The organism is Sulfurimonas sp. (assembly GCF_041563495.1).
Classification (GTDB): domain Bacteria; phylum Campylobacterota; class Campylobacteria; order Campylobacterales; family Sulfurimonadaceae; genus Sulfurimonas.
Genome location: NZ_JBFFMZ010000005.1, coordinates 153,761 through 179,765 on the forward strand (window position 1 = coordinate 153,761; position 26,005 = coordinate 179,765).

General features: G+C 36.5%; 22 protein-coding genes. 14 read left to right on the forward strand and 8 right to left on the reverse strand.

The genetic code is table 11. The features are described from left to right. Window positions 1-99 precede the first annotated feature (99 nt). Window positions 100-2,043, forward strand: a complete 1,944-nt coding sequence (gene abc-f / locus ABYK18_RS07010; RefSeq protein WP_373035943.1) for a ribosomal protection-like ABC-F family protein — start codon at window positions 100-102, stop codon at window positions 2,041-2,043. Here abc-f and ABYK18_RS07015 read toward each other — a convergent pair. Then, window positions 2,040-3,392 (reverse strand): class II 3-deoxy-7-phosphoheptulonate synthase, encoded by a 1,353-nt coding sequence (locus ABYK18_RS07015; protein ID WP_373036040.1) that lies wholly within the window; start codon window positions 3,390-3,392, stop codon window positions 2,040-2,042. The two genes, abc-f and ABYK18_RS07015, sit on opposite strands and share 4 nt — an antisense overlap. A gap of 150 nt (window positions 3,393-3,542) precedes the next feature. On the opposite strand from ABYK18_RS07015, the gene ABYK18_RS07020 reads away from it, so the two are divergent. The 4 genes from ABYK18_RS07020 (at window position 3,543) to lysS (ending at window position 7,169) form a co-directional block, all read left to right on the forward strand. After that, window positions 3,543-4,460: a GGDEF domain-containing protein gene (locus tag ABYK18_RS07020; protein ID WP_373035944.1), complete on the forward strand. Its 918-nt coding sequence runs from the start codon at window positions 3,543-3,545 to the stop codon at window positions 4,458-4,460. Continuing rightward, window positions 4,461-5,114 (forward strand): CvpA family protein, encoded by a 654-nt coding sequence (locus ABYK18_RS07025; protein ID WP_373035945.1) that lies wholly within the window; start codon window positions 4,461-4,463, stop codon window positions 5,112-5,114. It begins immediately after the preceding gene. Window positions 5,115-5,116: 2 nt separating this feature from the next. Beyond that, window positions 5,117-5,590: a Fur family transcriptional regulator gene (locus ABYK18_RS07030; protein WP_373035946.1), complete on the forward strand. Its 474-nt coding sequence runs from the start codon at window positions 5,117-5,119 to the stop codon at window positions 5,588-5,590. 64 nt (window positions 5,591-5,654) lie between these two features. Then, window positions 5,655-7,169: a lysine--tRNA ligase gene (gene lysS / locus ABYK18_RS07035; protein ID WP_373035947.1), complete on the forward strand. Its 1,515-nt coding sequence runs from the start codon at window positions 5,655-5,657 to the stop codon at window positions 7,167-7,169. 237 nt (window positions 7,170-7,406) lie between these two features. On the opposite strand, the gene ABYK18_RS07040 is transcribed toward lysS, so the two are convergent. Next, the gene (locus ABYK18_RS07040; RefSeq protein ID WP_373035948.1) at window positions 7,407-8,888 is read right to left on the reverse strand and encodes a sensor histidine kinase; all 1,482 of its coding nucleotides are present in this window, start codon (window positions 8,886-8,888) and stop codon (window positions 7,407-7,409) included. Window positions 8,889-9,068: 180 nt separating this feature from the next. On the opposite strand from ABYK18_RS07040, the gene ABYK18_RS07045 reads away from it, so the two are divergent. The 7 genes from ABYK18_RS07045 to ABYK18_RS07075 all read left to right on the forward strand — a co-directional run bounded on the left by ABYK18_RS07045 (window position 9,069) and on the right by ABYK18_RS07075 (window position 15,829). After that, entirely contained in the window at window positions 9,069-10,316 is a 1,248-nt protein-coding gene (locus ABYK18_RS07045; RefSeq protein ID WP_373035949.1) for a serine hydroxymethyltransferase, read from the forward strand. Between the two features lie 139 nt (window positions 10,317-10,455). Continuing rightward, entirely contained in the window at window positions 10,456-10,998 is a 543-nt protein-coding gene (locus ABYK18_RS07050; protein ID WP_373035950.1) for a DUF1882 domain-containing protein, read from the forward strand. A 52-nt stretch (window positions 10,999-11,050) separates the two neighbouring features. Further along, window positions 11,051-11,713, forward strand: coding sequence for an SPOR domain-containing protein (locus ABYK18_RS07055; protein ID WP_373035951.1), 663 nt, complete (start codon window positions 11,051-11,053; stop codon window positions 11,711-11,713). After that, window positions 11,710-13,113: an anthranilate synthase component I family protein gene (locus ABYK18_RS07060; protein WP_373035952.1), complete on the forward strand. Its 1,404-nt coding sequence runs from the start codon at window positions 11,710-11,712 to the stop codon at window positions 13,111-13,113. The genes ABYK18_RS07055 and ABYK18_RS07060 overlap by 4 nt, the downstream gene beginning before the upstream one ends. Further along, entirely contained in the window at window positions 13,114-13,905 is a 792-nt protein-coding gene (locus ABYK18_RS07065) for a shikimate dehydrogenase (RefSeq protein WP_373035953.1), read from the forward strand. A 17-nt stretch (window positions 13,906-13,922) separates the two neighbouring features. Continuing rightward, window positions 13,923-14,381 carry a nucleoside deaminase gene (locus tag ABYK18_RS07070; protein WP_373035954.1) on the forward strand — a complete coding sequence of 153 codons (459 nt, stop codon included), beginning with the start codon at window positions 13,923-13,925 and terminating at the stop codon, window positions 14,379-14,381. Between the two features lie 53 nt (window positions 14,382-14,434). Then, entirely contained in the window at window positions 14,435-15,829 is a 1,395-nt protein-coding gene (locus ABYK18_RS07075; RefSeq protein ID WP_373035955.1) for a chloride channel protein, read from the forward strand. Window positions 15,830-15,837: 8 nt separating this feature from the next. Here the strand turns inward: ABYK18_RS07075 and ABYK18_RS07080 are convergent, their stop codons facing one another. Beyond that, window positions 15,838-17,511, reverse strand: a complete 1,674-nt coding sequence (locus ABYK18_RS07080; RefSeq protein WP_373035956.1) for a nickel-dependent hydrogenase large subunit — start codon at window positions 17,509-17,511, stop codon at window positions 15,838-15,840. A gap of 153 nt (window positions 17,512-17,664) precedes the next feature. Here ABYK18_RS07080 and ABYK18_RS07085 point away from each other — a divergent pair, with 153 nt between their 5' ends. Then, window positions 17,665-19,221, forward strand: a complete 1,557-nt coding sequence (locus ABYK18_RS07085) for a SulP family inorganic anion transporter (RefSeq protein WP_373035957.1) — start codon at window positions 17,665-17,667, stop codon at window positions 19,219-19,221. Here ABYK18_RS07085 and ABYK18_RS07090 read toward each other — a convergent pair. From ABYK18_RS07090 to ABYK18_RS07105, 4 genes are read right to left on the reverse strand one after another with little or no spacing between them, the layout of a single operon-like run. Then, window positions 19,218-21,638 (reverse strand): hydrogenase small subunit, encoded by a 2,421-nt coding sequence (locus ABYK18_RS07090; protein ID WP_373035958.1) that lies wholly within the window; start codon window positions 21,636-21,638, stop codon window positions 19,218-19,220. The two genes, ABYK18_RS07085 and ABYK18_RS07090, sit on opposite strands and share 4 nt — an antisense overlap. Before the next feature lie 52 nt (window positions 21,639-21,690). Then, a complete protein-coding gene (locus ABYK18_RS07095) occupies window positions 21,691-22,596 on the reverse strand; it encodes a phospholipase A (RefSeq protein WP_373035959.1) in 906 nt (301 codons plus the stop codon). Window positions 22,597-22,598: 2 nt separating this feature from the next. Next, the gene (gene recR / locus ABYK18_RS07100) at window positions 22,599-23,168 is read right to left on the reverse strand and encodes a recombination mediator RecR (RefSeq protein ID WP_373035960.1); all 570 of its coding nucleotides are present in this window, start codon (window positions 23,166-23,168) and stop codon (window positions 22,599-22,601) included. Continuing rightward, the gene (locus ABYK18_RS07105; protein ID WP_373035961.1) at window positions 23,149-24,258 is read right to left on the reverse strand and encodes a murein transglycosylase A; all 1,110 of its coding nucleotides are present in this window, start codon (window positions 24,256-24,258) and stop codon (window positions 23,149-23,151) included. The genes recR and ABYK18_RS07105 overlap by 20 nt, the downstream gene beginning before the upstream one ends. A gap of 75 nt (window positions 24,259-24,333) precedes the next feature. On the opposite strand from ABYK18_RS07105, the gene dnaJ reads away from it, so the two are divergent. Then, on the forward strand, window positions 24,334-25,458 hold the full coding sequence (dnaJ, locus tag ABYK18_RS07110) for a molecular chaperone DnaJ (RefSeq protein ID WP_373035962.1): 1,125 nt from the start codon (window positions 24,334-24,336) through the stop codon (window positions 25,456-25,458). A gap of 14 nt (window positions 25,459-25,472) precedes the next feature. Here the strand turns inward: dnaJ and ABYK18_RS07115 are convergent, their stop codons facing one another. After that, on the reverse strand, window positions 25,473-26,003 hold the full coding sequence (locus tag ABYK18_RS07115) for a macro domain-containing protein (protein ID WP_373035963.1): 531 nt from the start codon (window positions 26,001-26,003) through the stop codon (window positions 25,473-25,475). Between the last annotated feature and the right edge of the window lie 2 nt (window positions 26,004-26,005).

Consider the following 26,005-nt stretch of genomic DNA (forward strand, 5'->3'; position numbering starts at 1 on the left):
TAACCATAAAGCTACATTAGTAAAAAATTTCTCTTAGTAAAAATGCTACAATAGCGAAAAAATTTCTAAGCCCTATATAAAAGGAAATCTTAAAATCTCATGGCATTAATAGACCTACAAAACATTTCAAAACATTATTCGGCACAAAAGATTTTAACAGAGGTCAATTTTCATGTAGATGAGGGTGAGCGCATCGTTATCATAGGTAAAAACGGTAGTGGAAAGTCTACTCTTATGAAAATCATAAACGGCTCTCTTGACCAAGACGGCGGACACAGAATCACTAAAAATGATTTAGAAGTCAAGATGCTAGACCAAAGACCAAACTTTAAAGAGGGTCATACCGTCAGAGAAGCTGTTGAAGACGGTCTGCGTGAGCTCAACATCGCAAAAGAGAGGTACAATGAACTCTCAATGCTTTTAGCGGATGATTTTGAGAACAAAAAACTTATAGACGAGCATGAAAACCTATCGCGCTATATAGAACATCACAGTGCTTGGAACTTAGACGACAAGATAGAGCGTATCATCCAGCATTTTGATTTAAAACAGTATGAGGACAAGCCCATAATCTTACTAAGCGGTGGTGAACAACGCCGTGTTGCTCTTGCATCTCTGCTTCTGCAAAAACCTGACGTGTTGCTTCTTGATGAACCGACCAATCACCTTGATGTTTACATGGTCGAGTTTTTGGAAGACCTTATTCTAAAAGAAAAATTTACTCTTGTCTTTATATCCCACGACAGGTACTTTATAGATAGAATCGCTACTAAAAGCATAGAGGTTGAAGACTGCGCACTTAGAGAATATAGCGGCGGTTACAGTGACTACCTTACGCAAAAAGCCGAATATATCAGAACACTTCAAAAACAGCACGAGAATCTTCTTGACATGCTAAAAAGAGAAAATGCGTGGTATGCAAGAGGTGTTAGAGCCAGATTAAAAAGAAATGAAGGCCGTAAAGAACGTCTGATGGAACTCCGCCAAAATGCAAAAACAAATCCTGCACAGATTCGTAAAATGTCGGTAGAGCTTCAACGTGAAGCAAAACACTTTAACCGGGACAAAAGCATAAACAAACAAAAGATGCTATTTGAAGTAGAACATTTGTCTCTTACTCTTGGAAATAAAGAGCTCTTAAAAGATTTTACGACGCGTATACTTCAAAAAGATGTTATAGCCATAGTAGGACCAAACGGAAGCGGCAAATCTACACTGTTAAAAGCGCTTCTCGGACGACTAGAACCGACTGGCGGCAAAATCAAACAGGGTGATTTCAAAATAGGTTACTTTGACCAACATCGTGAGATGCTCGATGATAATAAAAACCTTATGGAGACTTTTTGTCCGCATGGCGGGGACAGAGTCAGTGTGCGCGGTAAAGATATGCATGTCTTTGGTTACTTGAAAAACTTTTTGTTTCCGCGAGAGTTTTTGGATAAAAAGATAGGTGTCCTAAGCGGTGGAGAAAAAAACCGTATAGCACTTGCACTTCTCTTTACTAAAGATGTTGATATATTGATTTTGGATGAGCCGACAAATGACCTTGATATTCCTACTATCAACATTTTAGAAGAGCAACTTACTAACTTTGCAGGCGCCGTAATCATCGTAAGCCATGACAGATACTTTGTAGACAAGATTGCGAAAAAACTCTTTATCTTTAAAAAAGACAAACATATTGAAGAGTCTTATCAACAATATTCCGAGTATCTTGAACTGGAAAAAGAGTTAAAAGAACTTGATGAGATGGAATCTGATGCTTTAAAAGAAAAAGTTGAAAAAGCAGAGATCAAACAAAAGCCAAAAACTCTAAAACTGACATTTAAAGAAAAAATTGCACTGGAAAAACTTCCGCTTGAAATAGAAGAGTTAGAAATCCAGATGCAAGAGAAAAACGAGTGTCTGGCAGATCCAAAATGTTATGAGGATATTGGGATAACTACACTTGCAGGTGAGCTTCAAAAGCTTGAAGAGCTCTACGAAGAAAAAGTCGAAGAGCTCTTAGGTATTCAAGAAAAAGAGGAGCAAATCAACTCTTAACGTTTTGCTTCTTTTAAAGTATCTGCAATTAAAAATGCCAACTCTAAAGACTGGTCTGCGTTTAAGCGAGGGTCACAGTGAGTATGGTAACGAGAACTTAAGTCTTCTTCTGTTACGGTAAATGAACCACCGATGCACTCAGTAACATTTTTACCTGTCATCTCTAAGTGAACACCTCCACCGTAAGTTCCTTCAGCTTTATGCACTTGGAAGAACTGTTTCATCTCTTTAAGTATTGCATCTACAGGACGTGTTTTAAAGTTAGTGGATGATTTAATAGTATTACCGTGCATCGGGTCACAACTCCAAACTACTTTCATACCTTCTTTCTCAACCGCACGAATAAGTTTCGGCATGCCTTCACCAACTTTGTCCGCTCCCATTCTAACAATAACATTTAAACGTCCAGCTTCATTTTCAGGATTCAATGTTTGACACAATCTGATTAGATCTTCCGGGTCCATAGTGGGTCCGGCTTTTACACCTATAGGGTTTTTAACACCTTTTAAATACTCAACATGAGCACCGTCAAGTTGACGGGTTCTATCACCTATCCAAAGCATATGAGCAGAAGTATCGTACCAATCACCACTGATTGAGTCTTTTCTAGTAAAGGCTTCTTCATATGGAAGTAAAAGAGCTTCATGTGATGTATAGAAGTCTGTCTCTCTAAGGTTTCTGTATGTTTTAGATGTTATACCGCAAGCCTGCATAAACCTAAGAGAAGTTTCAATCTCCTCTGCCAGTTTTTCATATTTCTCTGAAACTTCACTCTTGTGTGCAAAAGCAAGATTCCATTTGTGAACTTGATGAAGATCAGCCAAACCACCGGTAGCAAATGCACGAAGTAAGTTTTGAGTAGCTGCTGCCTGATTGTAAGCTTTTATCATTCTCTGTGGATCTGGAGTACGGGCTTCCGGCGTAAACTCTACACCGTTAATAATATCACCCCGGTAAGAATCAAGAGTGACACCGTTAACTGTCTCTGTGTCACTTGAACGTGGTTTTGCAAATTGACCGCCGAGACGACCAACTTTTACCACAGGAACGCCGCCCGCGTAAGTCATCACTACAGCCATCTGCATTAAAGCCTTAAATGTATCACGAATATTATCAGCATGAAACTCACTAAAGCTCTCAGCACAATCTCCGCCTTGAAGTAAAAAAGCATTTCCTTGTGAAACATCAGCAAGTTGTTCTTTAAGTCTTTTAGCTTCTCCCGCAAAAACAAGAGGAGGATAGTCCCCTAACTCTTTTAAAACTCTTTTCAATTCATCTTTGTTTGGATACGTTGGTTGTTGTAAAATTGGTTTTTCTCTCCAACTTGTTGGACTCCAAATACTCATAATAGAACCTTAAATTTATAATTTTTGTTATTCTACATCAAAACACCTAAAATAGCTCTGATTAAACATAAATAATATTTTATTAACACAACAAAAGCTTTTCTTATGCTTGTCTTAAGTATAATGCGACAATATTTTATCTAGGATATCACTATGCAAAAAGATGAATTAATATCTCTCGCAAATGAAATGTGTAAAGAACTCTCAACAATTATAGAAGAACAAAAGGATGAAGCAACAAAGGAACAAGTTGCTAATTATCTTATTGAATCTGCTCAAATCATTATGAATGTTAATGAAAAAGATATGAGCAGTGCCGGTTTTGCAGAGACTGTATTTCACAATGCCTATAAAGATATCGCAAATAAAAGTCTATCTTCATATGCTAATACAAACGCAAATATAGACAAGCTGACTAAAATGCATGAAAAAACTCTTATGGAATGCAGCGCACAACATATAGACTTACCTTCACTAACAAGTAAGTTCGATGAAATCCAATCTCATATGAGTGATGAAGTTAAAAAAGCAAATGAAATTATTTCGCAATTAACAACTCAAGTAAAAACACTTGAAGAGAAATCAAATCTAGACTCACTTACTAAAGTTTTCAATAGACGTGCTTTATCATCTTATCTCAAAAATGTCTGTTCAAACGACAACCTTCCATATGAGTTTCATCTGCTTATGTTGGATATTGATGATTTTAAAAATATTAATGACAAATACGGTCATGTAGCCGGAGATAAAGTTTTGATTTTCATAGCAAATATTTTAAAGAAAACTCTTAGAGACGGTGATAAAGTATTCAGATACGGCGGTGAAGAGTTCATTATCATACTAAACCGTATAGATGACTCACACTGTAAAAAAATCACAAACAGACTGCTTGATTTGGTAAGAGGAAACAAACTTATTTATAAGGGTGAAGGTCTTAGAGTTACTATGAGCATAGGAACTACGAAATATGCTAAAGGCGACACTCCTGACACTCTTATTGCAAGAGCAGACAAAGCCCTTTACAAAGCAAAAAAAAGCGGTAAAAATCAAGTGCATGCGGAGATGAGATAGATGGAATTTAACTATTTTGACTTAATAGCTTCAATAATTATTTTAATGCTTGGTCTAAAAGGGATACTTAACGGTTTTTTCAAAGAGGCTTTTGGACTTATTGGCATCATTGGTGGTATTTTTGTAGCTTCTCGTGTTGGAGACAGTGTAGGTCAATATATAAGTGATATGGTATTTAAATTTGAAAATAGTGCTGCCATCAATTTTTCCGGTTTCTTAGTTACTTTGGCAGTTTTTTGGATTTTTATGATAACTGTAGGTTACATATTTAAAAAACTCAGCCTGTTAAGCGGACTTGGCATCTTTGATAGAATATTAGGATTTGTATTCGGTGCAAGTAAGTTTTTTCTTATTGCCGCTGTTATTGCACATGCAGCTTATAATATAAAGGCTATAAAATCAACCATAGAAGTTCCTATGCAAAATAGCATTTTATTTCCTGTTCTCATCAGTACAGGTGCATTTATTATGAAACTGGACCCGGTTGAAATAAGCGATGACATTAACAACGGTATAGATAAAGTTACTAATGAAGTAAACAACACTATTAAAACATCAACCCAAAAAATAGTAGAAGATACAAAAAACCAAGTGAGTGACATGGCAAAAGACAATGCAGAGGAAATAAAATCTCAGATGCAGGAGAAAGAATAATTATGTCTACAGTTACAACTGATTTTAATGATAGAACTATTGAGTATGAACAGTTATTGAGTGACTTTAAATCTCTTCTTAAGAAAAACTCTCTAAAATTCACCATTCAAAGAGAAGTTATTCTGGAAACTCTTTACAACTCAGATGAGCATCTGACACCGGAATCACTTCATCACCTGATACAAGAAAAATTTCCGGACTTAAAAACCGGAATAGCTACAGTTTATAGAACTCTTTCATTGTTAGAAGATTCCAACATGGTTACATCACTATCTTTTGGTGCTCAAGGTAAAAAATATGAGCTTGGTGCCAAGAATCACCATGATCATCTTATTTGTACAGAGTGTGGAACTATTACTGAGTTTGTAGATGAGCAAATAGAAGCCAGACAACACCATATTGCCAATGAGCTTGGGTTTAAGATGCAAGACCATTCGATGCAAATATACGGCATCTGCAGTAAATGTAAAAAATAGTGAAATAAGCATAGTAAAATCACTAAAGCACATTTCACGCAATTAATAACTAAAAGGAAAAATATTGGCTTTTGAAAATAAGTTTATACAACAAAGAATAGAAAAAGCACAGCTTTTAAAAGAGGCTGGTTTTAACCCGTACTCTAATGAGTCTAAAAGAAATACAACTATTGAAAAATATCTAAATGTAAACTCTGATATAGAGGATAAAGAAGATAAAAGAGATGAAAATCGTCACTACTGTGTAAGTGGTAGAATTAAACTTTTTAGAATTATGGGTAAGGCAAGCTTTATAAAGATAGAGGATGAGAGTGGAATGCTTCAAATATATGTAGCAAGAGACAATCTTCCTGAAGATTTTTATAATACAATTTTCAAAAAGAACATTGAAGTCGGTGATATAGTCGAAGTAAACGGTTACCCTTTTATAACCGGAAAAGGCGAGTTATCACTTCATGCTACCGATTTAAAACTTTTAACCAAAGCTATAGCGCCGCTGCCTGAAAAATTTCACGGTGTAACAGATAAGGAGATCAGATATAGAAAAAGATATCTTGACCTTATTATGAATGCCGATGTTCGTAAAACATTTAAAATTCGCTCAAAAGTAATCTCACTGACTAGACGCTTCTTTGAAGACAAAGGCTTTTTGGAAGTAGAAACGCCGATGATGCATCCCATAGCAGGCGGAGCTAATGCTAAACCGTTCGTCACACATCACAATGCTCTTGGAATAGACAGATTTTTAAGAATCGCTCCGGAGCTTTACCTTAAAAGACTAATAGTCGGTGGATTTGAAGCAGTATTTGAAATAAACCGTAACTTTAGAAATGAAGGTATGGATGCAACTCATAATCCTGAGTTTACATCTATTGAGTTTTACTGGGCTTACAAGACTTACAAAGATTTAATAAAAATAACAAAAGAGTACTTTGAATACCTTTTTGATCATTTAAACCTGCCTACTTTACTTCCTTATGGCGATATGGAAGTGAATTTTGACAACTTCACTGAAGTTCCGCTTATAGAATCACTCTCAACTATCGGTGGAGTTCCCGCAGAGATAGTAAATGATAAAGAAAAAATCATAGAATTTTTAAAATCTAAAGAGATCACTGTAAAACCTGGTATGAACCTGGGTCAACTCCAAGGTGAACTTTTCGACGAGTTTGTTGAGGCTAAACTGATTGACCCTACTTTTATTACAGAGTATCCGGTTGAGATATCTCCGCTTGCCCGCAGAAGTGATGAAAATCCTGATATTACAGAGAGATTTGAGCTTTTTATTGCAGGTAGAGAGATTGCAAATGCATTTAGCGAGTTAAATGACCCTGTTGATCAATATGAAAGATTTAAAGGTCAGGTAGATGCTAAAGATGCCGGTGATGATGAGGCTCATGAGATGGATGAAGATTTTATAGATGCACTTAGCTACGGGATGGCACCGACGGCAGGCCAAGGAATCGGAATAGATAGACTTGTAATGTTGTTGACAAACGAGCATTCAATCAGAGACGTTTTATTGTTCCCTGCAATGAAACCTGTACATAACGAAGAAAAAACTGCAGAAGAAGAGTAGGACTACTCTAAGGCTTAAAGGGCATACAAACTCTGCCCTTTTCTCTCAAACTAACATCCAACATTTTCATTAACCTTCCTTATTAATAAAAAATTACGATACAATGAATGTTATATCTTAAATTGAGGAGATAATTATGGCAAAAGGTAAAGACGTTCAAAAATCTGCTAAAACAGCAGCAACTAAAACTTTAAAAGAAAAAAGAGAAGAAAAAAAAGCTAAAAAAGCTGCAAGAGGCTAAATACTTTTTTCCTCTTGCTTTGCTAAAGGGATTTTAATAACAAAAAGCGCACCATCTTTATAATTATATGCTTCTATGGTACCGCTAAACTTTATTTCAACAATTGTTTTTGTTATAAAAAGTCCCAATCCTGTACCCTGTGCTTGATGCTTAGTCGTAAAATATGCATCAAATATTTTATCAAGATTCACAGGATCAAATCCCCCGCCGTTATCATAGATTTTAATTACATTATTTTCTTCTTCAACCGTGCAGTCAATAATTATCTTGCCATTTATTTTATTTGTGCCTGATATGGCATCAACGGCGTTATGAAGTATGACTAAAATAGCCTGTTCTATTTCACTGATTGATCCATATGCAAAAGAAGCTTCATCTGTATTTACTTCGATGGCTATATTTTTATTGTCAAATATACTGTCTAGCAGTTGTAAACTTTCCAATATAGCTTTTTTAATAGAAAAGACCTCAACATTTTTTTCATTATGTTCTTCACTGAGAAAATTTTTAAAAACATCAATAGTTTTTGACATAAAAACCACTTGATTATGAATCTCGTTAAAAAGTTTTTCCTGATACTTGGAATCAACTTCTCCTGTCATACCTTTAAGCGTTAAATCAGTGATACAAAGTTCAACTATATTAAGAGGCTGTTTCCACTGATGAGAAATATTACTTATCATCGTTCCCATCTCAATAAAGCGTGACTGCTTAAGCAAAAAAGAGTCTTTCGCTTTATTGTTTTCTTCTTCGATTGCCTTTTCTCTCATCGCATCATCAATATTTTTCTGCATATGCAAAAAACCGTTCACAATCTCAAAGATAACATCATCTTTATTTGAAGCGAACGATTTAAAAATTAGCTTATCACCAGGCATATATCCTTTTATTTCTGTTGCAATTCTGCTTAAAGGCATTAGAAGACCTTTTAATAAACGCATCTCTAAATAAAAATACAAAGCTAATAAAGCAGCGAGAAGAATCCCTGTTGTAGTATATTTGTATGATAGTTCTCTCAACATATAATTACTTTTAACTATTTCAATAGTGCCCATGCTGTTTTTAAGATTCTCGCTTTGTGGAGAGTATATATCTTTTTTATATTTTACATTATAAGAATCACCAGCTACATATTCTGACGTATTACTCTCAGATATAAGAACTCCATCTTTGTCTCTAAAGGCTATATATTCCAGCTTATACGAAACTAGCATCTCTTTTAAAAACTCATTCATTTGGGAGTTGTCAGCTTGCTTGTTTATAAAGTACCATACACTTACCCTAGGAGCTAAGGATTCAGCGATTACTGCAATATGTGTATTTTCTGATTTCATACATGTATTGTTGACCAACTTATAAATAAATGCGCCACTAATGATAATTATCAACGATAAAGCGACAACAATAAACATAAACAACTTTCGCTGCAGAGAAACTGCACCAAGCGGTTTTATAATTTTTTTACCTATGATGTTCATGCAAATTTCTCTTTCTTAATTTTCATGTGATATTATAACATACCGTGCAACATACAATAATATTAAAAATTAAAACTAGTGTAATTCACATCAGCTTCCTATATCAATCAAAGATTCATTCAGTCTTTTATTATGATACTTTGAGTATAATCCATAGAATTTTAACAAGGAATTTTTACCATGAGTTTTTTAAAAGAGTACGACAACGAAATTTTTGAGTTGTGTGAAAAAGAGCTAGAGCGTCAAACTGACCACTTAGAGATGATTGCATCTGAAAACTTTACACTTCCTGCTGTAATGGAAGCTATGGGTTCTGTTTTCACAAACAAGTATGCTGAGGGTTATCCTGCTAAGCGTTACTACGGAGGTTGTGAATATGCTGATGGTGTAGAGCAGTTAGCGATTGACAGAGCATGTGAGCTTTTTGGATGTAAATTTGCAAATGTGCAGCCACACTCAGGCTCTCAGGCAAATGCTGCTGTTTATGCAGGCTTATTAAAAGCAGGCGATAAACTTCTTGGTATGGACTTAAGTCACGGTGGTCACCTTACTCACGGTTCAAAACCAAGTTTTTCCGGTCAAAACTACCACTCTTTTACTTATGGTGTTGAGCTTGACGGTCGTATCAACTACGACAGAGTTATGGATATTGCTCAAATCACTAAACCTAAGATTATTGTATGTGGTGCTTCTGCTTATGCTCGTGAAATTGACTTCAAAAAATTCCGCGAAATAGCAGATGCTGTCGGAGCAATTTTATTTGCAGACATCGCACATATTGCCGGTCTTATAGCTGCAGGAGAGCATCCTAGTCCGTTCCCTCACGCTCATGTTGTAACTACTACGACGCACAAAACTCTTGCAGGTCCAAGGGGCGGTATGATTATGACTAACGACGAAGAGATTGCTAAGAAAATGAACTCTGCAATTTTCCCTGCACTTCAAGGTGGACCTCTTGTTCACGTCATTGCTGCAAAAGCCGTCGGTTTTAAATACAATCTTTCTCCGGCTTGGAAAGAGTATGCTAAACAGGTAAAAGCTAATGCTAAGGTTCTTGCTGAAGTTATGATGAAACGCGGATATGATGTGGTATCAGGCGGTACCGACAATCACTTGATTCTAGTATCTTTTGTAGGTAGTGATATTTCTGGTAAAGATGCAGATGCAGCTCTTGGTAATGCAGGTATAACTATCAATAAAAACACAGTACCCGGTGAGACTAGAAGTCCGTTTGTTACTTCTGGTATCCGTGTAGGTTCACCTGCTCTTACATCTCGTGGTATGAAAGAAAAAGAGTTTGAATTTATTGCTAATAAAATGGCTGATGTACTTGATGATATCAACAACACTGAACTTCAAGCCAGTATAAAAGAAGAACTAAAAGCTTTAGCTCAAAACTTTGTAATTTATAATCAATCAACTTACTAAAATTTAAAAGGCACTAGTGCCTTGGGCTTCCTGCCGAAGGAAACCCAGTGTTAACGTAGATGGTGGAATTAGTTCCGACATCGTACTTAATAGATGAAAGGAAACCTTTCATTTTATAAAATAAAATTAAAGGGATGAAATGACTGCAATGGACTTAAAACTTATTAAAATGGTCAGTGACCACTACTGGATAAAACGTGATACAGTAGTGGATAAACTAACCTTTAAAGGTCGTACTTTTTACAACAAGTTTGAAAAAGTAAATGCTCCATTGACACAGTCAATCATCAACCAACATATTAAAGGTGAAATCACCGTTGCACACTCTCTTGTTAACAGTCGTAATAAAGTAGAAAATATTGTTATAGACTACAATGGAAGAGATCCTGAACGATTTTATCACAAAGCTCAACTTCTTCTTCGTGAAGAAGGTTATATAAACTTTACAGCTTATCAAACAAAAACAGAAGGTCATCTGCATGTCTATATCCACAAAGGGCATACAACCCTTCAAGAAGCTATACAGCTTGGTAAAATGATCTCTATGAAACTTGCAGCGAAACAACCTAAACAATGGAGAATGTTTCCAAATGCGGATATGCCAGATGAATATAATATTTTAACGCTTCCTTACGAAGTTTATGCCAAGGAGCGTGGAGCTTCTTGGTCGAAACATATGTAATAATTAAAAAATTTTGGTATGATAATAACAAGAAAACTAAAAGGGTGATTTTATGAATGAAAAAAATGAATTAAACGATATTATTTTAAATAGGGGTGGATCTACGAACGGTAATAAAAAAATCATTTTAGCTGTAGCTACACTTGGAGTAATATTAATCATTGTAGTAATGTTAATGAGCACCCTGACTCCGGATGCAAAAGACAATCTGCCACAGCCCATTCCTCTTCCTAAAGAAGAAGCAAACTCAATCTCTGGACCTAAAGATGAACCACTTTTTGAAGAAGTACAAGTAATCAAAGAAGACTCAAAAAATAATGATAACCTGGATGAAATCGCCCAAAGACTTAAACAAGAGTCTTTAGACAACAAAGCTATTGCTAAACCTAAAGAACAAAAAGTAAAAACTCCAACGAAACCGACACCGGAAAAAGTTACTTCTGTTAAAAAAGAGGCTCCAAAAGCTGAAGTCTCTAATGTAAAAGCATACTTCGTTCAAGTCGGTTCTTTTTCAAAATACGCACCAAACAAAAAATTCTTAGACTCTATACTGAACCAAGGTTATAAGTATGAGTTTCACAAAGTAACTAAAGATTCTAAAACATTAAACAAAGTTTTAGTTGGACCTTTTTATACTGAAAAAGAAGCAAGAGCTGCTCTAAGAACTATTAGAAGCAACATAGAAGCCGGTGCTTTTTTAATTAAACAACAATGATATACTCTAAACAATTTATACTAGACCAACTAGCGCCTATTGCCGTTTATTCTAAACTGAAAAGTATGTTCAAAGGTGAGATTTCTCACCTTTTAGAGAGTGCTGGACAGAGTGATGGAAACTATAGTTTTATCTGTATAGGAGCAAGAGAGAGGCTCCAATATATAGACGATAAAACTATCTATACAGATGCCAACGGTGTTAAACATATAAAAAAAGAAAATCCTTTTACATTTTTAAAAGAGTATTACAGCAAAATAGATACTACAAAATATAAAGAAGCAACAATTGAACTGAAGATTGGCTATGTTGATGGTTTTATAGGTTATATCGGTTACGATATGGTCAAAGTTTTTGAGCCAAAACTAGGTTCAAGTATGGATAACTTGACAGATGAGTTAAATACACCTGATCTTGATTTAATGCTTCCTAAACTTATTTTGGTATATTCACATAAAAATCACCAAATCACTCTTGTCAGTACGCTAGAAGAGTTGAGCCAGAAATTTGATTCCATAGAAGAATCACTAAAAAGTCCTTATGAATATGTTCATATGAAGAAAAACATAGGTTCTGACAAAGGCAGTTTTGCCCACTCAAAAGAAAAATTTTTCAAAATGATTGAAGATTCTAAAGAGATGATTAGAAGCGGTGATGTATTTCAGATACTTATGACAAATCGTTTTACAAGAAAAATCAAAGTTGACCCTTTTAGTTTTTACCGAATACTTCGAACCAAGAATCCTTCTCCATACATGTTTTTACTTGAATATGATGACTTCAACATTGTCGGAAGTTCTCCTGAAGTTATGGTCAGACTCAGTGACGGAGAATTACTTCTTCGTCCAATTGCAGGAACACGAAAAAGAGGTAAAAATAAACACAGAGACAAAGAGCTAGAAGAAGAGCTACTAGCTGACCCTAAAGAGTTAGCAGAGCATCTAATGCTTATTGACTTAGGCAGAAATGATGTAAGCCGTGTTGCAAAAACAGGAACTGTAAAAGTTGAAGACATGATGCACATTGAGCGTTTTTCTCACGTTATGCATATCGTCTCAGATGTTACTGCAAAATTAGATGACGATAAAGATATGTTTGACCTTTTTATGGCTACATTTACAGCAGGGACAATGACAGGAGCACCAAAGATCAGAGCAATGGAGCTTATAGCCGAGTATGAAGGAATCAAACGTGGTTTTTACAGCGGTAGTATAGGTTACTTCGGATTTGACGGAAACATGGACACTGCCATAACGATAAGAACAGCTATGGTAAAAGATGACAAAGTTGTGCTTCAAGCAGGTGCAGGTGTTGTTGCTGACAGCCAAAACGAGCTTGAATATTTAGAAGTAACAAACAAACTTGGAGCTCTTGTACATTCACTAGAAGATTTAGACTAAATGAAATTGTTTGCGATCTTTGGTGATCCCGTATCACACTCCCACTCTCCTCTTATGCACAACTGTGTATTTAAAAAACTAAACTATAAAGCGTGTTATACAAGAGTTCATCTTCTTGATGGATCAAAATTAAAAAAAACTTTTTTCTCTCTTGGCCTTAGCGGTGCAAACGTGACTGTCCCTCATAAAGAAGAAGCATACAAAGCCTGTGATGAAGTTAGAGGTTTTGCAAAAAATATAGGTGTGGTAAACACTCTCATAAACGAAAACGGCAGACTCATCGGATATAACACAGATGCCGACGGTTTTATGTATGCTATAAAGGACTTTGGTAAAGTTAATAATGTCCTTATTCTCGGAGCAGGCGGAACTGCAAAAGCATTAGCATCCAGATTTATGCAGGACAACATCAAAGTATCTGTTTTAAACAGAAGTCAAGGCAGACTCTCTTACTTTAAAGAGATTGGCTGTAATACTTCAGACTGGGAAAGTTACTCTACGAAAAAGTACGACTTAGTTGTAAATACAACAAGTGCAGGACTAAAAGATGAAGAGCTTCCTGCACCAAAGGAGATTATAGTAGATGCCCTTGAGAATACATCATTTGTCGCAGATGCCATATACGGAAAAGTTACACCATTTTTACGTCTGGCACAAGAAAAAAACATTACTTTTAAAGATGGAGCAGATATGCTTCTTGGTCAAGGTGTTTTGGCAAATGAGCTTTTTGTAAACAAAGAGTTAAAACTAGAAGATATTAAAACTAACATGTTGCGTAGTTTTGAAATCTAATTCTGGTATCATAAGCTATGAACAAATGGATGAAAATAGCTTATAACGAAGCAACAAAGGGAATGCTTGCTAATGAAGGCGGTCCTTTCGGTGCTGTTATCATTAAGAATGACAAAATAATCTCTCAGGCACATAATGAAGTTCTAAGAAGTAACGACCCTACTGCTCATGCTGAGATAAATGCAATAAGAGAAGCCAGTAAAAAACTTGATAGTTTTGATTTATCCGGATGCATACTTTATACAACATGCAAGCCTTGTCCTATGTGTTTAGGTGCTATTTTTTGGGCAAGGATCAATACTGTTTATTACGGTGCCACAGAAGAGGAAGCTGCAAAAGGCGGTTTTGATGATAAACGTTTTTATGAGATGCTACAAGGTCAAAACAATGATTTAGTACTTAAGCAGATTGATCATAAAATCAATGCAAAACTATTTGAAACATGGCTACAAAAAAAAGACAGAATAATTTACTAATATTTATACTTGATTATCAATAAATTCATAAAATAGAGTACAATACCCTATATATGAAAAAACACACTATTGAGCAAACAACTATCTTTATAAGTGTTACTAAGTGGCTTTTCCTTTCTTCCATTATCGGGATAATCATTGGAGCAAGTGTTACGCTCTTTTTAAAAATACTGAAGTTTTCGGAGCATAGTCAGGATTTACTGCCGTTTCCAAACTATTATTTACTCCCTTTCGCGCTTGTTGCAACAATCTGGTTAGTAAAAAAGTTTGCCCCGGATGCAGATGGTCACGGCACTGAAAAGGTAATTGAGGCAGTACATAAAAAAAACGGTAAGATAGAAATCGCCGTTATTCCAATCAAACTTCTTGCTACCGTCATGACAATTTTTTCAGGCGGTTCAGCAGGTAAAGAAGGTCCTGGAGCACAAATTGGTGCAGGGATGGCTTCTTTTGTATCAGACATTTTTCGCTTTACAAAAGAGGACCGTAAAAAGCTTGTTATCTGCGGCATCGGTGCCGGATTTGCATCTGTATTTGGCACACCGATTGCAGGAGCTATCTTTGGAGTCGAAGTTCTCATCATAGGCTTAATACGTTATGAAGTACTTCTTCCCTCTTTTATAGCAGGTTTTTCAGCATTTACAACCGCTCAATATCTAGGAATCCAATATACCTATTTTGATATAAACTTTCATCAACGTATAGCACTTGATTTTCCTCTTATTCTTCAAGTTGTGTTAGCCGGACTATTTTTTGGTTTTATCTCTGACTTTACCATAACTTTTTTGAAACGCTCAAGCAGAATGTTTGGAAAGATTCCTTTTAATAATTATGTTAAAGCTTTTCTTGGTGGAACTATTTTAATCTTACTTTCATTTATAGTAGGAGATGAATATTTTGGCTTGGGACTGGATACCATAGATAATGCACTACAGCCAAATCAACTGTTTGCCGATGACATTCCCTGGTATGCATTTATTCTTAAGACACTGTTTACTTCTGTCACTTTGGGTCTTGGCGGAAGCGGCGGGGTTGTTACTCCAATCTTTTATATCGGTGCAACAAGCGGTAATCTATTTGGAAATTTCATGGGTGACCATATAGCTTTTTTTGCAGCCCTTGGTTTTGTTAGTGTTTTAGCAGGGACTACAAACGCGCCTATCGCAGCGACCATTATGGCAATGGAACTCTTTGGCATAGAAGTAGCCCACTATGCGGCTATATCCGTAGTTATCAGTTTTTTGATGACAGGACATCGCAGTGTATTTCCATCACAGATATTGGCAATGAAAAAATCTGACATGTTAGACATAGACCCTGGAGAAAGCATCCAACATGCAGAAGTTAAGATGAAAGAACAAGATATGGATAAAATAAGAGACCTCAGTGAACGACTTCAATATAAACGTAAAGAGAGAAAGAAAAAAACAAACCCTAAAAAATTATAATCTGCTCTTTATAGACTCTTTATTTTGTAACGACTAAGCTCTTTACCTTTAGTATCTACTATATGAACCGCACAAGCCAGACATGGATCAAAAGAGTGAAGAACTCTTAAAACTTCAAGCGGTTTTGAACTGTCCTCTATCTTAATTCCCACAAGTGCTTCTTCATAAGCTCCCCGTATTCCATCGAAATTTTTAGGTGTAGCATTCCAAGTCGTAGGAGCTATTACAGAGTAGTTCTCTATTTTTTGCTCTTTGATACTTACAAAGTGCGACAGTGTACCTCGCGGAACTTCCAAAAACATACGACCTTTTGCTTCTGTGTCTAAGGTTTGAAAATCATACTTGGTCCAAGTATCCGTATCGTAGTATTTAATGTTTTGTATGAGTCTAGATACAAGCTTAAAAATATACTCGCATATATAGAGTGTCTCTATAGCCCTAGCAGCATTTCTACCGACTGTACTAGATAAATCTATTAACTCTAAATCAGTGTCTTGCAAAAACTCATCTACAAAAGATTTGATAAGTGTGTTGTCTTTTTTATAACTAATCAAGACCCTTGCAAGCGGTCCTGTCTCCATGACTTTGCCGTCATATCTTGGAGCTTTTATCCAAGAATACTTATCATCATTATTTGCTGTTTTCAGGCTTCCGTCTTCATTTAAGTCTGTATAACAAACTTCATGTCCCATCACCTTATCTTCCTTGTACCAAGCACGGTCTATTTCTTCAGTGATTTTATCTGCATCAAACTCTTCTATATTTTCAAAGTCATGTCCATAGATTACGCCGTTACAAAAGAGTCTCTGCTCTCCCTCAAACTCATAACCGCCTACTGACATAAAGTTACCGTTTGCACGGCCAATTCCTGCTTTTATCTCATCTCTGTAAGCAGTTGCAAGAAGTTTTGCATCCGGAAGATATGCACGGTCTATAAATTCTTTTGCCTCTTTTATAACAAAAAGATAATCGTTTAGTCTTTGAGGATTCAGCATATCGGCAACACTTGTAACCCCGCCTACGACCAAACTTTGAGGATGCGGAGTCTTACCGCCGAAAATGGCCACTGCTTTTGATATCTTTGTCTGAAACTTTAAAGCCTCAAGATAGTGAGATATCATAACAAGGTTTTGCTCAGGTGTGAGTTTATAGTCACTATGCCCCCAGTAGCCGTTTGAAAATGGACCTAGCTTACCCGCATCTACAAAATTTTGCAGCTTTTTTATTGTCTCTTCGTAATGAGAATGAGAGTTTCTAAAGGGTTTATCTGAGTATTTGTGTGCTTCTTTTGAAGTCAGTTTCGCATCAGCTTGCAAGGCAGATGTTATATCTACAAAGTCTAATGAATGAAGATGGTAAAAATGAACTACATGGTCTTGTATAAAAAGAGCCATTGCTATGAGGTCTCTGATAATCTCAGCATTTTTAGGAATGGGTATGGAGTATGCATCTTCAACTGCCGAAATTGCTCCTCTAAAGTGAGAGTTTGTACAGACACCGCACATCCTGCCTGCCATAAGTCCTGCATCTCGCGGGTCACGACCCCTCAATATAATTTCTATACCGCGAAAAAGCTGCCCGCTGACATATGCCTCTTGGACAACACCATCTTCATCAACTTCTACCTCAGCTCTTAGATGCCCCTCAATTCTTGTGATGGGATCAATGACAATTTTTTTCATTATAAGCCTCTGACTAACTAAATATTGATACTTACACAATAGTATCAACATTTAGAATAATTCAAGTTTAAATATCACATTTTCGGTGTTTAAGTATTGTCTTAAGGCAAGTAGATATATAATGCGTTCAAATAATTGTATGGACAAAAAACAGTGAATATAAAACAAAATTTATTAGGTGGTATAACAGCTGCAGTCATTGCTCTACCTTTAGGTCTCGCATTTGGTGTTGCCAGTGGTTTGGGCGCTACTGCAGGAATCTACGGTGCTATTATTTTAGGATTTTTTGCTTCACTTTTTGGTGGAACGCCATCACAAATATCAGGACCCACGGGACCGATGACAGTAGTTATTGCTGCAGCGGTTATCGCTCTTGAGAGTAACTTAGGTCTTATAGTCACAACTATTTTACTATCTGGTATTTTTCAAATCATCTTTGGCATCTCCAAAATCGGTAAGTTTGTTCAGTATATTCCGTATCCTGTAATATCAGGTTTCATGAGTGGAATCGGTATCATTATTATTATTTTGCAAATAAACCCATATCTAGGTCTTGCAAGTGATGCATCTATAGTTCATATACTCATGACACTTCCATCAAATATCTCAAGTGCAAATCTTAGTGCTTTTATCATAGCTACTGCCACTATGATTATCATGTTTTTTACACCAAGTAAAATATCCAAAGTAATACCTACTCCACTTATTGCACTTATAGTTCTAACACCTTTTAGCTTCTATCTAAACCTAAACGTAAACACTATCGGTGAGATTCCTGCTAGTCTGCCTTCGTTTGTAATGCCCACTATGGATTTACAACACTACACGACCGTTATATCTTTAGCTATTACTTTGGCTGTTTTGGGGATGATAGACACCCTTTTAACTTCCATAGTAGCCGACTCTATAACGGGTACGAAACATAACCCTAACAAAGAGCTTATAGGTCAAGGAATAGGAAATTCTATTTGTGCACTTACGGGTTCTCTTCCCGGTGCAGGTGCTACTATGAGAACTGTTATAAACATAAAAAGCGGCGGAACTCATAAGATATCGGGAATGATTCACTCTCTTATTCTTTTAGCTATTGTCTTATTCTTAGCTCCCCTTGCATCTCAGATACCTCTTGCGATTTTAGCGGGTATACTTATAAAAGTCGGTGTTGATATCTTAGACTATAGATTTTTATCTGTCTGGAAGGATTCTCCGAAAAATGATTTAAGTGTAATGCTTGTAGTATTTTTCATAACCGTCTTTGTCGATCTTATAACTGCTGTTGGAGTCGGTATAGTCCTTGCATCTCTTCTGATAGTTTATAGAATCACAAAAGAAGCAAAGATAACCCTTGTAGACACTCATCATAAAAATATACTAACAGATTCGGAGTACGACTTGGCAGACAAAAATGTGAGAGTCATTAAGATAAACGGTGCATTTTTCTTTGGCTCAAGCACTGCATTTGAGAGCACGGCCAACTCCGTTTTAAATACAAAAGTCGTTATCATTGATATCTTGGATGTACCGTTTATAGATATAACTGCTATTTTTACGCTCAAAGACCTCATCTCAAAATTACAGATAGATGATATAAAAGTAATGATACTCGCAAAAGATGCAGACAAAGCCCAACTGCTTAAACTTAACAAAACACGCGTGTTTGATAAAGTGGAATTCTACAAAAATATGGATGAAGCTGTTAAAGAGATTTAATCTTCTTTTTCCTCTTCATACTTTCTCTCATTGGCAAACTTATCAAAAAAGCCCATTTCTGTACAGCCCATGCATCCATGACCTGCTTGTACGGGCCAACTTGTACCGCCATTAAACTTCATGGTCGGGCAGTTTACGTTTGTGTACGGACCTTTACATCCCATCTCAAAAAGACACCAGCCTTTTTTAGCACCTTCATCACCCCACTCTTTTACAAACTCACCAAGTTCATAGTTACCCCGTCTTTCACAATCATCATGCACACGACTTGCATAAGCCCAAAGCGGACGATTAAACTTGTCCAGCGGAGGAAGTTCTTCAAACATAAGATATGAGAGAAGTGTCCCTACTATATTTGTAGGATTCGTAGGACATCCTGAGAGGTTTATGACATCATCCCTGCCAAGTGCCTGGGCAACACCTACGGCACCTGTAGGATTTGGATGCGCTGCAACGACTCCGCCGTCAAATGCACAGGAGCCTACGGATAAAACAAGAGCAGCATCCTTGGCACATTTTTTAAGAAGCTCAATTCCTGTCTCGCCCTTTGGTCCGATGCGAAGATATTTTCCATCCATTGCAAGCGGAACCGCACCCTCTACAATCAAGATGTACTCATCTTTTTGAGTGTTGATGATATCCTCTAAAATAGTCTCGCTCTGATCTCCGCTTGCACTCATAAGCAGTTCATGATAATCAAGTGATACATAGTCAAATATAATATCTTCTATAGCCGGATTTGTAGACTTTATGAATGCTTCTGAATTTCCACTGCAGTCACTGAGTTCCAGCCAGATGATAGGGACTTTATTCAAGGCACATACTGCACCTTCAATGACTTGTTCAAAATTTGGATGAAGTTGCAAGTTAGCCGTTACCATCGACACCCAGCTGTTTACTTCTGACTTTGCAATGTCCAAGGAGCTCATCGCTGCATCTAGATTATCGGTTGTAAGATTATTTCTAGGGTTGAGTGCATTAAACTTATCTATGCGTTTTTGAACTTCGGCTATCTCACGTTCACGTTTGATGTCTTCGGGCGTTTTTCTAGGCATATTCGGGTCTATGAGATGCTGAGACTCTTTTATAATGTCTTGCACCATTATCTTACACCTTCCGCAAACCCTGCCCGCTTGGGAGAAACTTGATAACTCAGAAAAAGAGCCAATACCTGTTTGAGTCACTATATCTACCAAGTCTTGATGATAGACATGCTCGCAACTGCAAATGAGTCGTCCTCTCTCACCTACAAGCCTGTTTTTGTAAAGATAGTTTATATCTACTTCTTCAGCACTGTTTATGAGTGTCTCTATATAACCAACATCTACGTTTGAGTTGATTCCTATAAATCTTGTTAGTTTGTCATCTTTGAGAAAATACTCATCTATTCTGCTATCTTCTTTTGAAGTAATAAGTATCTTCTCATAATCACTGCTGAACTTTGGAGAATTAACTTCTATGAGGTCAAACTCACCGACTTTTAGCATGTCGATGCTGACTCCTAGTTCAAACTCTTTAACGTCACTTCCTACTATATGAGAAATAGCACAATCAGCTTCCATAGTACACTCTTTGACATGCCCTGCTACAAAGTTAAACTCCTCTACTTCGGCACACTCACCTACTGCATAGATGCTCTCATCTTCCGTCTGCATATAAAGGTTTGTTTGTATTCCCTTGTTGCTTCTAAGAGTATCTCTGAAATTTTCAATGTTTGGCTTTATACCTGTACCAAAAATGAGAAAAGGATTTTTAATGTTTAGTTTTTTTGTTTGGATTGAGACTATTTCACCATTTTCAATAACTTTATCAATTATTTCATCTTCATAAGATATCTTGATTTTTCCATCTTTCGTGTAACACTCTTCTATGGTTTTTACAGAATCTATAGAGAGGTCTTTGGAGTATAGATGCTTACCTCTGATGAGCAGAGTAATATTTGAAATATTTGGCATGTCATTGAGAGTCTCTAGGAGTTCCAGACCAATAGGACCGCTTCCGACTATGACTACTTCTCTTCCTTCTGTTTCGCCTCTGATTATGTCACAATCATCAGCACTCCTAAATACAGCTGCATTTTTTATGCCACTTATATCAAAAAGAGTAACAGGAATGGAACCTGTGGCAATGATGAGCTTGTCATAACTAAACATGGCATTATCGGAGAAGACTCTCTTGGCATCCCTGTCTATTTTGTTTACTGTGTGGTTTAGTTCCAATTGTACGGTAGGGTCAAGCGGCAGAGAGATGTCACTTTCATCTTGTGAGGCATCAATAAGACGGCAAAGATGTATCCTGTCATAAGGAGGATGCTTCTCGTCACTGACAATAGTGACTTCCAAAGAGGAGTCTTGTTTTTTAAGGTTGTTTGCCAAATATACAGCGGCAATTCCGCCACCGACGATTACCACTCTCATATGCAATCCTTAATATATAAACTTTTTACAACTTTATATATTATATAACAATCTATCTTGAAAAGCTAAACCCCACAGAAAATTTGGTTATGTAGTTATTGTAGTCGATAAGACTCTCTCCGTAACCGCTAAAGAGTTTTACATACAGATAGGCATCATCAATAAGAGGATAAGAATATGTTACTTCAACTGCCCCGTATCCTGTGGAAAAATTTCCCATTCCCATAAGAGTAAACATATGTTCTCCCGTGAAGTAATTAAACTTTACAGATGTATATCCAAGGTATTTCATAATATCAGGATTGTCTTCGTCATCTTCTGTTCCAGGGAATGGAGATATAAGTCTAAGCTCGGTAAGAAGCGTATTATACTGAAATGCAAACTCTGAGTACATATAATTTAGACTTCTTGAACGATTCCCGGGATTATCTGCAGGAGTGGCATATACAACATCTTTATTAGTTCCTTGACCGTTTGAAGTGTGAGCCAGACCAAGTTTTACAGATTTCATATTTAAAAATGAATCTTTATCAGCTATAGGAAATTCCACAAAGCCTTCAGGATTATAGTTAGTCTCTCTAAAAGGGGAAGATTCTGAATATATCTGCCAAAAGGCCTGATGCGAATAAGCAAGATAATAACTCTCATTTAAGCCAAATAAACCGGTGCCTAAATACAATTTCAAACTCATTTGCAGTTCGCCCTCAATATTTCTGTACTCGTCTGTAAGCACATAGGACTTATAAGTACCTTCTCTGTACGCAAAAGGGAGTATGTAGTTTACCTTGTGCGGTTTAAGTCCAAAGTCACTGTTTAGCCACTTTTGCATACCTCTTTTCGCCTTGGCATCTTCTATCTCGCTTACTTCATACTTTTCAACTTCTTTACCTTTTTTGGCATCTATATTAGAAGAAAAAAGAACTGAACACAAAAACAAAAACAGTAATATATATTTCATAACTACACCTTTACTCTATCTTCCATAGCTCTTGTAAGAGACAAAATGTCAATATTTTCCAGACTTACACCTGTTGGAACACCTTGTGCGATTTTAGAAAAGTTGATTTTATATTCACTAAGCTTGTCTTCTATGTAAAGGATAACGGCATCGTTTGAGATAGACGGCGTTAAAGCAAATATTACTTCATTCACTCCGCTTTCAACAATTTTAAGCAGATGAGAGATACTGAGTTCTTCCAAAGAATCAAGTACAAAATATTTACCGTCAAAGAGTCCGTTTTCTTCAAGTAAAAGGATGTCTTTTGCATTTTCTATAATACACAGTACCGTAGCATCTCGTCTCTCATCTGAGCAGATAAAGCATAGTTCATCCTCGCTCATACCGCCACAAATTGTACACTTCTTTACAGAGCCAAGAGCTTCTTCAATGGCATGAGATATCTTCATACCTACATAACTCTCTTTGATGACCATATGATAGGCAAGTCTTGTAGCTGATTTTTTGCCTATTGTCGGCAGTTCCTGTAATGCATCTACCAAACGATTGAATTTATCTAGTGAGCCGCGCATCTGCACCCTTTGGTAAAAATATCCACAAGTTCAAAGGCGATTTTAATTCGCCGGCAGTTGCTTCTGCTTCAGGAGATGAACCGAAAAACATATCTGCTCTAAGAGAACCCTTTATAGCACCGCCCGTATCTTCCGCCATTACTATCCTGCTTACATTTTTTTTGTTTATTTTAGCATCTAAAAACAACATACTTCCTAAAGGAATATAGTTTCTGTCTACGGCACACGAACGCTCAGGTGTTAAAATTACTCCTAACGACCCGGATGCCGCATGATTCTTTTCTCTGAAGAATACTACGGATTTATTATAATTAAGGACTTCATCTACTCTATCAGGATGCTCTTCAAACCACGCTCGGATGCTTTGAAGTGAGATATTTTCTTTTGCTATTTCGCCTTTTTCTATCAAATATTTTCCAATAGAGCTGTATTTATAGCCGTTTTGATTTGCATAGCCTATAAAAATGCTTTCTCCATTATCCAAGTTCACTCTTCCTGAGCCTTGAACTTCTAAAAAGAAAAGATCGATTATGGAATCTGTATAACAGATAACATCGGCATCTAATTTTTCTTCTTTTGTCTCTTCTCTTGTAAAGTACGGAACCAGTTTTTTGCCTTCGATGCGACCTCGAAGCCTATAGTTTTTCAAATCCGGGTAGATGCTGCTTAAATCAACGCTAACAAGGTCATTCGGTTCACCGTATACAGGATAGATATATGGTTCTTTTTTTGTTAAAGAACCTTTTAGACTAGGCTCATAATAACCGGTTAAAAGTCCTTCACTACTTGCATCATCAGATGCAATCTTATATACGTTAAACTCTCTCTCAAAAAATGCTTTATAGTCTTGAGTGTCATTTGCTTTTAAACATAACTCAGAGTATATTTTTTTGCTCTTAGGACTTTGGCAGCTGTTTAAAAAAGAGCTTATTGCTTGCCGATAATCTTCATTTTCCCAGTTGGGAAGTTCATCAAAATCAGTTTGCGTCAAGTGTGTTTGGGGCATCTGAGAAAAGAGTATTTTAGGTTCTATGGAACAGCCTAAGAAGAGTAGAGAAATGAAAAACAGAGTTATAATTTTTAGTGTCATAAATAGGATTATACTGATATTAAATTTAAAACGATATAATTGCGAAAAATTTATTTATAGGACAGTAATTATATTATGCAAGATCTAAGTTATTATGAAATACTAGAAGTATCGCAAAATGCTGATAAAACAACTATTAAAAAAGCCTATAGAAAAATGGCTAAACAATATCATCCCGATAAAAATCCCGGTGATTCAGAAGCAGAACACAAATTTAAATTATGTAATGAAGCATATCAATGTCTAAGTGACGACCAGCAAAGAAGCATCTATGACCGTTACGGTAAAGAAGGACTTCAAGGCATGGGCGGCGGCGGTCGCCGTTCATCTGGCGGCTTTGATGATTTAGGCTCGATGTTTGAAGAGATGTTTAGCGGATTTGGAGGCGGAAGAAGTCGTCGTCAAAATCCGGCAGACATGGAAAAATATCCACTTGATATGAATGTAGATATGTACATCTCATTTAATGAAGCTATTTTTGGATGCGAAAAAGAGATAGAGTTTACTTACAAAAAAGCTTGTAAACCATGCAGCGGCACCGGAGCTAAGAACGGTAAGCTCTCTACTTGTGCACAGTGTAAAGGTCAGGGTCAAGTCTATATGAAACAAGGCTTTATGACTTTCTCTCAAACTTGTCCTGTATGTAACGGTACAGGCAGTGCTCCATCAGAAGCATGTACTAACTGTCATGGAGAAGGTTATGAAGAGGCAAGAGAATCTGTAACTATCAAGGTTCCTAAGGGGATAGATGAAGGTAATCGTCTGAGAGTCTCAGGAAAAGGTAATATAGGCAAACGTGGTTCAAGAGGTGACTTATATGTTACTTTTGCCGTAAAACCTGATAAACACTTCCAAAGAGAAGGAAACGATGTTTATATCGCTATCCCCGTTTTCTTCACTCAGGCAGTTGCAGGAGAGACTCTTACTATCCCTTCATTAACTGGAGAGTTAGAACTTAAACTTGACGTCGGAACAAAAGATAAACAACACTTCACATTTAGAGGTGAAGGTATTGAAGATGTACACGGACACGGTAAAGGAAACTTAATCGCTCAAGTAAACATCACTTATCCTAAAAAACTAAATGATGAACAAAAAGAGCTTTTGACTAAATTACAAGACTCTTTTGGCATCGAATCTAAACCTCATGAGGGAGTTTTAGACTCTGCAATTGAGAAAATGAAGAGCTGGTTTAAATAAACCGCTCTCATCACCTAAACTTTAGACGAAAACTCATAATAGTCTTGTTTATTATGAAAGCAGATGATTGTATCCAAATCAAAATCCGCTTTTTGAAAAATACTTTTTATCATCAAAAATACTTTCTCTTTTTTTAATCCTCCGACCCCGCATCCAAGAAGCGGTATAACCACACTCGGATTTTGAATACTTTCGTTTTGAACCTTGCTTTTGATAATACTCAACATCGACTCTAAAGCATTTTGTATTTGCATATATGTAGGATTAGCAGGTTTTGAGTTATCACTGTAGTTCATTACTGCGACATGAAGAGCATATCTGAAATTTGTAGCAGAACCGGGGCCTGATATAACAACATCACCTTGTGCTATATTCCCAACATTTTTTTTGATTTCATAAAGCTCTTTTTGATAAGAAGCACCACCGCATTGCTCACTAAAAGCATGTGACACACCGCTGCCCAGTGTAAGTTCCGTGTTAGACGCATTTACTATAAATGTAGCTTTTTCTTTTACAAGATTTCCAAATTTTATTTTAAAGCTCATTT

Bases quoted from the DNA above. Each gene is read 5' to 3' on its own strand.
- abc-f (WP_373035943.1), top strand. From the start codon at position 100: ATGGCATTAATAGACCTACAAAACATTTCAAAACATTATTCGGCACAA.
- ABYK18_RS07020 (WP_373035944.1), top strand. From the start codon at position 3,543: ATGCAAAAAGATGAATTAATATCTCTCGCAAATGAAATGTGTAAAGAA.
- ABYK18_RS07025 (WP_373035945.1), top strand. From the start codon at position 4,461: ATGGAATTTAACTATTTTGACTTAATAGCTTCAATAATTATTTTAATG.
- ABYK18_RS07030 (WP_373035946.1), top strand. From the start codon at position 5,117: ATGTCTACAGTTACAACTGATTTTAATGATAGAACTATTGAGTATGAA.
- ABYK18_RS07040 (WP_373035948.1), bottom strand. From the start codon at position 8,888: ATGAACATCATAGGTAAAAAAATTATAAAACCGCTTGGTGCAGTTTCT.
- ABYK18_RS07045 (WP_373035949.1), top strand. From the start codon at position 9,069: ATGAGTTTTTTAAAAGAGTACGACAACGAAATTTTTGAGTTGTGTGAA.
- ABYK18_RS07050 (WP_373035950.1), top strand. From the start codon at position 10,456: ATGACTGCAATGGACTTAAAACTTATTAAAATGGTCAGTGACCACTAC.
- ABYK18_RS07055 (WP_373035951.1), top strand. From the start codon at position 11,051: ATGAATGAAAAAAATGAATTAAACGATATTATTTTAAATAGGGGTGGA.
- ABYK18_RS07060 (WP_373035952.1), top strand. From the start codon at position 11,710: ATGATATACTCTAAACAATTTATACTAGACCAACTAGCGCCTATTGCC.
- ABYK18_RS07065 (WP_373035953.1), top strand. From the start codon at position 13,114: ATGAAATTGTTTGCGATCTTTGGTGATCCCGTATCACACTCCCACTCT.
- ABYK18_RS07070 (WP_373035954.1), top strand. From the start codon at position 13,923: ATGAACAAATGGATGAAAATAGCTTATAACGAAGCAACAAAGGGAATG.
- ABYK18_RS07075 (WP_373035955.1), top strand. From the start codon at position 14,435: ATGAAAAAACACACTATTGAGCAAACAACTATCTTTATAAGTGTTACT.
- ABYK18_RS07080 (WP_373035956.1), bottom strand. From the start codon at position 17,511: ATGAAAAAAATTGTCATTGATCCCATCACAAGAATTGAGGGGCATCTA.
- ABYK18_RS07090 (WP_373035958.1), bottom strand. From the start codon at position 21,638: ATGAGAGTGGTAATCGTCGGTGGCGGAATTGCCGCTGTATATTTGGCA.
- ABYK18_RS07095 (WP_373035959.1), bottom strand. From the start codon at position 22,596: ATGAAATATATATTACTGTTTTTGTTTTTGTGTTCAGTTCTTTTTTCT.
- recR (WP_373035960.1), bottom strand. From the start codon at position 23,168: ATGCGCGGCTCACTAGATAAATTCAATCGTTTGGTAGATGCATTACAG.
- ABYK18_RS07105 (WP_373035961.1), bottom strand. From the start codon at position 24,258: ATGACACTAAAAATTATAACTCTGTTTTTCATTTCTCTACTCTTCTTA.
- dnaJ (WP_373035962.1), top strand. From the start codon at position 24,334: ATGCAAGATCTAAGTTATTATGAAATACTAGAAGTATCGCAAAATGCT.
- ABYK18_RS07115 (WP_373035963.1), bottom strand. From the start codon at position 26,003: ATGAGCTTTAAAATAAAATTTGGAAATCTTGTAAAAGAAAAAGCTACA.